Raw genomic sequence first — 7,423 nt, 5'->3', positions numbered from 1 at the left:
CAGACGGGCCGACCGGGTCCGCGACGACCGGGACTCGTAGCCGTCGTTGGACTACTCGGGCTACCGAACTCCCGCATCGCGGCCGGAAGGCGGGCACCAGGGGCGCTGTTGCTGCCTATTCAGTGTTCTGAAAGGGCGACAAGGGGGACCCTCCCGTCGTAAGCTCCGGTCGACCGAGCTCGTTCGACCAGGAGACGATATGACGACGACGTTCTCGTTCTCGCAGCAGCTGTACATCGATGGCCGCCGCACCGACGGCGAGTCGGGGACCCGTGTCACGGTGCTCAACCCCGCCACCGAGGAGCCCATCGCCGAGGTTCCCCAAGCAGCGACCGGCGACGTCCGACGGGCGATCGCCGCCGCCCGGACCGCCTTCGACGACGGCCCGTGGCCGCGGATGGCGCCGCGCGAGCGCGCCGCGATCCTCCTCAGGATGGCCGAGGAGATGGAGCGTCGGCTCCCGGAGCTCGTCGCCGTCAACATGGCGGAGGCGGGTTCGGTGCGCTGGCTCGCCGAGAGCATCCAGACCGGCATCCCCGTGGCCCACCTGCGGGACATGGCCGAGCGGGTGGTGCCGACCTTCGCCTGGGACCGTCCGGTCGACCCGTTCGTCGCCCCCGGCATCGGGATCGCCCAGGGGCAGATGCGCCGCGAGGCCTTCGGCGTCTGCGCGTTGATCTCGGCGTACAACTTCCCGTTCTTCCTCAGCATGATGAAGCTGGTCCCCGCCCTGGCCGCCGGGTGCACCGTCGTGCTCAAGCCCGCCCCGACCACGCCGCTGGAGTCCCTCCTCATCGGCGACTTCGCCGACGCCGCCGGCCTGCCGCCGGGCGTGCTGAACGTCGTGACCGGCGACGTGGAGGCCGGTCGCGAGCTCACGACGAACCCGATGGTCGACCTCGTCAGCTTCACCGGCTCGGACGCGGTCGGCCGGATGGTCTACGCCCAGGCCGCGGGCACGATGAAGAAGGTCATCCTCGAGCTGGGCGGGAAGTCCGCCTCCATCGTCCGCGCGGACGCCGACCTCGACGGCGCGGTCCGCGGCGCCATCGGCGGGATGACGGTGCACGCGGGCCAGGGCTGCTCCCTGCTGACCCGCACCATCGTCCACGAGTCGCTGCACGACGAGCTGGTCGAGCGGATCCGCGCCGGGCTGGCCGGAGTCACCGTCGGGGACCCGTCGGACCCCGCGACCGCGATGGGCCCCCTGATCAGCGAGGCGCAGCGGGACAAGGTCGAGAAGCTGATCCGCACCGGCGAGGTGGAGGGCGCCCGGATCGTCACCGGCGGCGGCAGGCCCGCGGGCCTGGACAAGGGCTACTACGTGGAGCCCACCCTGTTCGCCGGCGTCGACAACTCCATGACGATCGCGCAGACGGAGTTCTTCGGCCCGGTCGGCGTCGTCATCCCGTTCTCCACCGACGAGGAGGCGGTCCGGATCGCCAACGACAGCCCCTACGGCCTGGCCGGCGGGGTCTGGAGCGCCGACACCGCCGCCGCGTACGAGATCGCCACCCGGATCCGGGCCGGCAGCGTCTCGATCAACGGCGGTGGCGCGGGTGTCAACCCGCGCGTCGCGTTCGGCGGGTACAAGCAGAGCGGCCTCGGCAGGGAGTGGGGCGAGTTCGGGCTCGACGAGTACCTGCAGACCAAGAGCATCACGTGGTCTGCACGCTGAGCGGATTCAGTACTCGGATAGGACTCGATCCCACCATTCGAACCGCTCGCTCGGGACGTAGACGTCGTACGATCCAGAATAGAGTGGTGTCAAAGCAGTGTGACCCGCTACACTCACCCAAGCTCGGGGGCCCACCGGCCCCGGGCCGGGCCGTGCCGCCGCACACCTCACCGTAGGTCGGCGGCCCGCCTCCGCGCGGCACTCTCGCACCTCTTTCAGATCCACAATGGACTCTGCGCCACGAGGCTGCCGCCTCCTCCGACCGGACGACGAAGTCAGATCGAGAAAGAGGAACGATGTCCTTCACACGATGGCGCACGGCTGCGGGGGCCGTGGCACTGCTGTTGCTGGTGGCCGCCTGCGGCGGGGGCGGAACCGACTCCGCCGCCGGTGGCACGGGCGAGGTGGACCGCAACGGGACACTGCGCGCGACCTATGTCATCCTCCCGACCCCCCTGGATCCGCACACCCCCACCAGCGAGGTCGCGCAGTTCCCCTACATCTCACCGGTCTACGACCGTCTCACGCAGATGGTGCACGGCGAGAAGGGCCAGGAGCTCGCACCGATGGTGGCCGAGTCCTGGGAGTTCAGCCCGGACGGCGCCACGCTGACCTTCGCCCTGCGAGACGACGTGACGTTCTCCGACGGGAGCAAGCTCGACTCGAGTGCGGTCAAGGCGAGCCTGGACCGCGCTCTGACGCTGCCGAAGTCGACCGCCAAGAGCTATCTCTCGGCGATCGGTCGGGTCGACGCACCGGATCCGGCAACGGTCGTGATCACCACGAGCCGACCCGCCGCGGACCTGCCCTACCTGCTCTCCACCGGTTACGGCAGCATCATCAACCCCAAGGCGCTCGCCAACCCGGACCTCGACGTCGCGCCACAGGGCTCCGGCGCGTACACCGTCAGCAGCGTGAAGCAGGGCGACTCCGTCACCTACGAGCGCCGGGAGGGTTACTGGGACCCGGAGGCGAGCAAGGCGAAGACCATCGTGATCCGCGGACTGGTGGATGCGAACGCGCGGCTCAGCGACATCCGGTCGGGCCAGTCGGACGTCACGCTCCTCCAGACCCAACAGTTCGAGGAGGCCTCGTCGCTGGGCTCCGGGTTCTCGGTGCACACCTACGAGAACACCGGCACACGGCAGGCGCTCGCCATCAACCAGTACCGGCCGTACATGGGCGACGTCCGGGTGCGCCAGGCACTGAACTACGCCGTGGACCGCCAGGCGGTCGTCGACGCGATCATGGACGGGCACGCGAAGCCCAACCTGCAGCCGCTCGCCGCCAACGAGGCGGGGTTCCTCGCGACGCCGACCTCGAGCTACGGGTTCGACCCCGCCAAGGCGAGGCAGCTGCTGCAGGAGGCGGGCGTGCCCGAGGGCCACGAGGTCAACATGGTCTCGGCCAACTACTCCCCCGCCCAGGACATCGCCAAGGTCGTGCAGGACCAGCTCGGCAAGGTGGGCCTGAAGGTGAACATCGAGTACCAGGACGCCCTGGGTTCCATCACCGCCTACACGAAGGAGTCGAAGTTCGACCTCTCTACGGGCGTCCGGGTCGGCTTCGAGACCCCGCGGCTCACGCTCGCCAACTCGTACCTCTCGAGCCGCACGCTGCTGAACCCGACTCCGCCGGAGTTCTCGGCGGCGCTCGACCGGGCCTCCGACCCGCGGCTGTCGGACGACGAGCGGACGAAGGTCCTGGAGCAGGCCGAGACCGTGGCGACCGACCAGGCCTTCGACGTGTTCATGGCCGGTGAGGGCACCACCCTGCTGACGACCGACAAGGTCACCGGGATCGACTCGATGGGTCGGTCCGACTACCAGGGGATCTTCGACCTCCGGTACGTGGGCATCACGAGCTAGTCCCGACCCGAGACGGCGAAACGCGCCGCGGAGGATTCCGCGGCGCGTTTCGCTGTCGCTCTCTGGGGTCCCTGCGCCGGGTCAGCCGACGCGGGCCCGGCCTCAGTGGCCCGCGGCACGCTCCCGCCGGAGCCGGTCGTACCGCTCGAGACCCCGCTCGAGGACCTCGATGCGGTCGTGCAGGGCGTCGAGCCGCTGCTGCGGCGCGGAGTCCGGCCCGGACTCCGCGGTGGCGAGCTGCTGTCGGGCCTCCCCCAGCTGGTCGTGCAGCCGGGCGGCCGCCTCCAGCACGGTGAGGAGATCCTGCTCGTCCGCGATCGGGTCGTGCTCGGGGACCCCGAGGTCGTCCGGTGTCTGGTAGGGCATGGGGATCAGACCTTGAGCTTGAACAGCTTCGCGGCGTTGGTCTCGACGATGGCGCGCACGTCCTCGTCCGGGATGTCGATGAACGACTCCTCGACCATCTTGCGGCTGTTCGGCCAGTGCGAGTCGGAGTGCGGGTAGTCGCACTCCCACGTGATGCGGTCCAGGCCGATGTCGTGGCGCAGCGCGAGGCCCACGTCGTCGGTGATGAAGCAGCCCCAGATGTTGCGGCGGAACAGCTCGGAGGGCTTCACCTCCTGGTTGATGGCCTGGTAGAAGCGGTGCTTCTCCCAGGTGTCGTCCATCCGCTCCAGCAGGTAGGGGATCCAACCGATGCCACCCTCGGACAGGGAGACCTTCAGGTTCGGGTGCCGGTGGAACACCGGCGAGAAGCACAGGTCCGCCATCGCCTTCATCGAGTTGGTGCCCATCAGGCTGATGAACACCGCCTCGGGCGCGTCAGGCGCGGTGGTCGGGATCTCCCGCGACGTGCCGAAGTGCAGGCACAGCGGGAGGTCCGTCTCCTCGATGGCGTTCCACAGCGGCTCCCAGTGGTCCGAGTGGAACGACGGGTGACCCAACGGAACCGGGTTCTCCGGGAAGGTGATCGCCTTGGCCCCCTTGGCGGCGGTGCGGTACACCTCCGCCACCGACGCCTCGACGTCCCAGAAGGGCAGGACCACGAGCGGGGGCAGCCGGACCGGGTCGATGGCCGACCACTCGTCGATCATGAAGTCGTTGTAGGCCTGCGAGCACAGCAGCGCCAGCTTCTTGTCGACGCCCTCGTTGAACGTGGTGCCGGCGAAGCGCGGGAACGTCGGGAAGCAGAGCCCCGAGTACACGCCGTCGATGTCCATGTCCTTGAGGCGCTCCTCCGGCTCGTAGCAACCGGGGATCATCTGGTCGTACCGGATGGGGTCGACGCCGTACTGCGTCGGGTCCTTGCCCGCGACGGCGTTGAGGCCGATGTTGCTGGAGCGACGGTCCTCGTACTGCCAGAGCTGCTGGCCGGACTCGGTCTCGACGATGCGGGGACCGGCCTCCTTGTAGGCCTCCGGCAGGCGGTCCTGCCACACCATCGGGTGTTCGATCAGATGATCGTCCACCGATATCAGTTTCATCTCCGGCTGGAGCGGCATGGGTCCTCCCGTGGCTGACGTCGACGTCGGCGTGTACTGGATGCGCTCGCCAGGGCCGCGACCGCGGCGCGAGCGCACCAAAACCGTGTAGCCATTGTCGCACGGGGATGGCGACCGCACAACGCGATGATGCCTCTGCCTGCGCCGTACCGGCCCCCTTGTCGGGTTACCCCCCTCTCGGTCGAGAAGAGTGCATGTTTCTCAGCCCCGGCGGGTGGTCGCCATCCGCATCAGCCCGCGCACACCGCGCTTCTCCCGCGGGACCGAGACCCCGCGGCCCTCCAGTGCGTCGCGCAGCCCGTCGCCGAGGACGGCGAAGGACAGGATGGTCAGCACGATCATCACGGCGGGGGCGACCATGAAGTAGGGGGACTCGTAGATGGCGTCGAACGCGTCGCGCAACATGGTTCCCCAGCTGGCGTCCGGGGGCTGCACGCCGAGGCCGAGGAAGCTCAGGCTGGCCTCGGCGATGATGATGACGCCTGCCGAGAAGGTGAGCTGGACCAGCAGCGGCGAGCTGGCGTTGGGCAGCACGTGGCGCCACAGGATCCGCCACGGTGAGCAGCCCATCGCCCGGCACGCCTCGATGTAGGTCTCGCTCGTCACGGACTGGGCCGCGCCGCGGGCGAGGCGGAACAGCGGCGGGGCCAGCACGACGCCGATGGCGATCATGACGTTGGTCAGCCCCGGGCCCAGGATGCCCACGATGGCCAGGGCCAGGATCAACGGCGGCAGGCTCAGCAGGGCGTCCGACACCCGGCTGAGCACCGCGTCCACCGGGCCGCCGACGAACCCGGCGAGCAGGCCGAGCGGGATGCCGGCCACCGCAGCGATGACCAGTGCCTGCAGGACCGCGACCAGGGTGACCTGTGCGCCGAACAACAGCCGCGACAGGACGTCGCGCCCGAAGTTGTCGGTGCCGAGCAGGTGCTCCGAGCTCGGACCCTGGAGCTGGTTGATCAAGTCCTGCGCCGCCGGGTCTGCAGGAGCGAGCAACGGCGCGAGCACCGCCGCCAGCACCACCAGCAGCAGGAAGGTGAGCGCCACCATCGCCGACCGGTTCCGCCGGAGCTGTCGCATCGCCCGGCCTGCGCCGCGGCGGCGGCCCGCACCCGGGGAGGTGGACGACCCAGGCGGGGTCGCCGCGACGGCGGTCGCCCCGTCGACGTCGGCGGCGGGTTCGGTGAGCGGACCCTGTGTCATGACCGGCTCCTCCGTCAGGTGGTCTGGTCCGGTGCTCATCGCCGGAGCTTCGGGTTGAAGTAGCCGTAGGAGACGTCCACGACCAGGTTCACGATCAGCACGCCGACGGCGCTCACCATCACGATCCCGAGGATCACCGGGATGTCGCGCTGGTTGACCGCGGTCACGGCGAGGCTCCCGAACCCGGGCAGCGCGAAGACGAACTCGACCGTCACCGCTCCGGCCAGGACCCGGCTCGCCTGCAGCCCCAGGATCGTCACGATCGGGACGCCTGCGTTCTTGAGCGCGTGCTTGCCGACGATCATGGGTGAGCGCAGCCCCTTGGCCCGCACGGTGCGGACGAAGTCCATGCCGAGGGTGTCGACCATCGCGGCCCGGGTCTGCCTGGCGAGCTCCGCGCCCGAGATCGCGGCGAGCGCGATGGCGGGGAGGACGAGGTGGTTGAGCCACTCGCCGAACCCCTCCTCGCCCAGGGCGCTGTACCCGGTGGCGGGGAAGACGGAGGCGCTGACCGCGAAGATCAGCACGAGGACGAGGCCGATGACGAAGGGCGGGATCGCCATCAGCACCGACGCGATCGCCGTGACGAACCGGTCGAGCGCGCTGTTCGGCCGCAGCGCCGCGGCGATCCCGAGCGGCAGCCCGACGAGGACGGCGATGACGAGCGTGACGAGGGCCAGCGACAGGGTCACCGGCACCCGCTCGAAGATGAGGGCGGACACCGACTGGCTGGACAGCAGGGACTCCCCGAGGTCGCCACGGACCGCGTTGCCGAGCCACAGGACGTAGCGGAGCAGGAGGGGCTTGTCGAGCCCCAGCCGCTCGGAGGCCGCGGCGATCTCCTCGGGGGTCGCGTTCTCCCCCGCGGCGGCCCGGGCCGCGTCGCCCTCCATCAGGTCGAGCAGGACGAAGACGAACAGGCTCAGGGCGATCAGCAGCGGGATGGCGGAGAGCAGCCTCCGCACGACGATGCGCACCATGGTCAGGCCCTCGATTCGACGGACACCGCGCCGGACGGGACCGCCGACGCCCCTCGGCGTCGACGGCGGGGGGTGGCGCTGGGGATGGCCGAGACCAGCTGTCGGGTGTAGGGGTGCTCGGGGTCGGTGAACAGCTTCTCGGTGCTGCCGATCTCCACGATCTCCCCGCGCTGCATCACCGCCGTCCGCTGG

Annotated in this window: 7 protein-coding genes; 2 read left to right on the top strand and 5 right to left on the bottom strand. The window is 69.9% G+C overall.

Annotated features, from left to right (window positions below; all coding sequences use genetic code 11):
- Nucleotides 1-199: 199 nt before the first annotated feature.
- Both H5J29_RS14620 and H5J29_RS14615 read left to right on the top strand, forming a co-directional pair.
- Entirely contained in the window at nucleotides 200-1,678 is a 1,479-nt protein-coding gene (locus tag H5J29_RS14620) for an aldehyde dehydrogenase family protein (protein WP_181781508.1), read from the top strand.
- 296 nt (nucleotides 1,679-1,974) lie between these two features.
- A complete protein-coding gene (locus tag H5J29_RS14615; protein WP_181781507.1) occupies nucleotides 1,975-3,546 on the top strand; it encodes an ABC transporter substrate-binding protein in 1,572 nt (523 codons plus the stop codon).
- Between the two features lie 102 nt (nucleotides 3,547-3,648).
- Here the strand turns inward: H5J29_RS14615 and H5J29_RS14610 are convergent, their stop codons facing one another.
- The 5 genes from H5J29_RS14610 to H5J29_RS14590 all read right to left on the bottom strand — a co-directional run.
- Nucleotides 3,649-3,912 carry a hypothetical protein gene (locus tag H5J29_RS14610; RefSeq protein WP_181781506.1) on the bottom strand — a complete coding sequence of 88 codons (264 nt, stop codon included), beginning with the start codon at nucleotides 3,910-3,912 and terminating at the stop codon, nucleotides 3,649-3,651.
- A 5-nt stretch (nucleotides 3,913-3,917) separates the two neighbouring features.
- Entirely contained in the window at nucleotides 3,918-5,015 is a 1,098-nt protein-coding gene (locus H5J29_RS14605) for an amidohydrolase family protein (RefSeq protein ID WP_312858226.1), read from the bottom strand.
- A gap of 234 nt (nucleotides 5,016-5,249) precedes the next feature.
- Nucleotides 5,250-6,251, bottom strand: a complete 1,002-nt coding sequence (locus tag H5J29_RS14600) for an ABC transporter permease (RefSeq protein WP_181781504.1) — start codon at nucleotides 6,249-6,251, stop codon at nucleotides 5,250-5,252.
- Between the two features lie 35 nt (nucleotides 6,252-6,286).
- Complete coding sequence (locus H5J29_RS14595) at nucleotides 6,287-7,231, bottom strand: ABC transporter permease (protein WP_181781503.1); 945 nt, start codon at nucleotides 7,229-7,231, stop codon at nucleotides 6,287-6,289.
- 2 nt (nucleotides 7,232-7,233) lie between these two features.
- The coding region (locus tag H5J29_RS14590; protein WP_376768534.1) for an oligopeptide/dipeptide ABC transporter ATP-binding protein at nucleotides 7,234-7,423 on the bottom strand (190 nt) is incomplete at its 5' end.

The sequence above is a fragment of the Pseudonocardia pini genome (assembly GCF_013870575.1).
Taxonomy (GTDB): Bacteria; Actinomycetota; Actinomycetes; order Mycobacteriales; family Pseudonocardiaceae; genus Pseudonocardia; species Pseudonocardia pini.
Note: the sequence above shows the minus strand (reverse complement) of the source record. Positions and strands in the feature narration are given on the sequence as shown.

What these genes read in the sequence shown, in the direction of transcription:
- H5J29_RS14600 (WP_181781504.1), bottom strand. Translation starts at nt 6,251, where the DNA reads ATGACACAGGGTCCGCTCACCGAACCCGCCGCCGACGTCGACGGGGCG.
- H5J29_RS14615 (WP_181781507.1), top strand. Translation starts at nt 1,975, where the DNA reads ATGTCCTTCACACGATGGCGCACGGCTGCGGGGGCCGTGGCACTGCTG.
- H5J29_RS14610 (WP_181781506.1), bottom strand. Translation starts at nt 3,912, where the DNA reads ATGCCCTACCAGACACCGGACGACCTCGGGGTCCCCGAGCACGACCCG.
- H5J29_RS14620 (WP_181781508.1), top strand. Translation starts at nt 200, where the DNA reads ATGACGACGACGTTCTCGTTCTCGCAGCAGCTGTACATCGATGGCCGC.
- H5J29_RS14595 (WP_181781503.1), bottom strand. Translation starts at nt 7,231, where the DNA reads ATGGTGCGCATCGTCGTGCGGAGGCTGCTCTCCGCCATCCCGCTGCTG.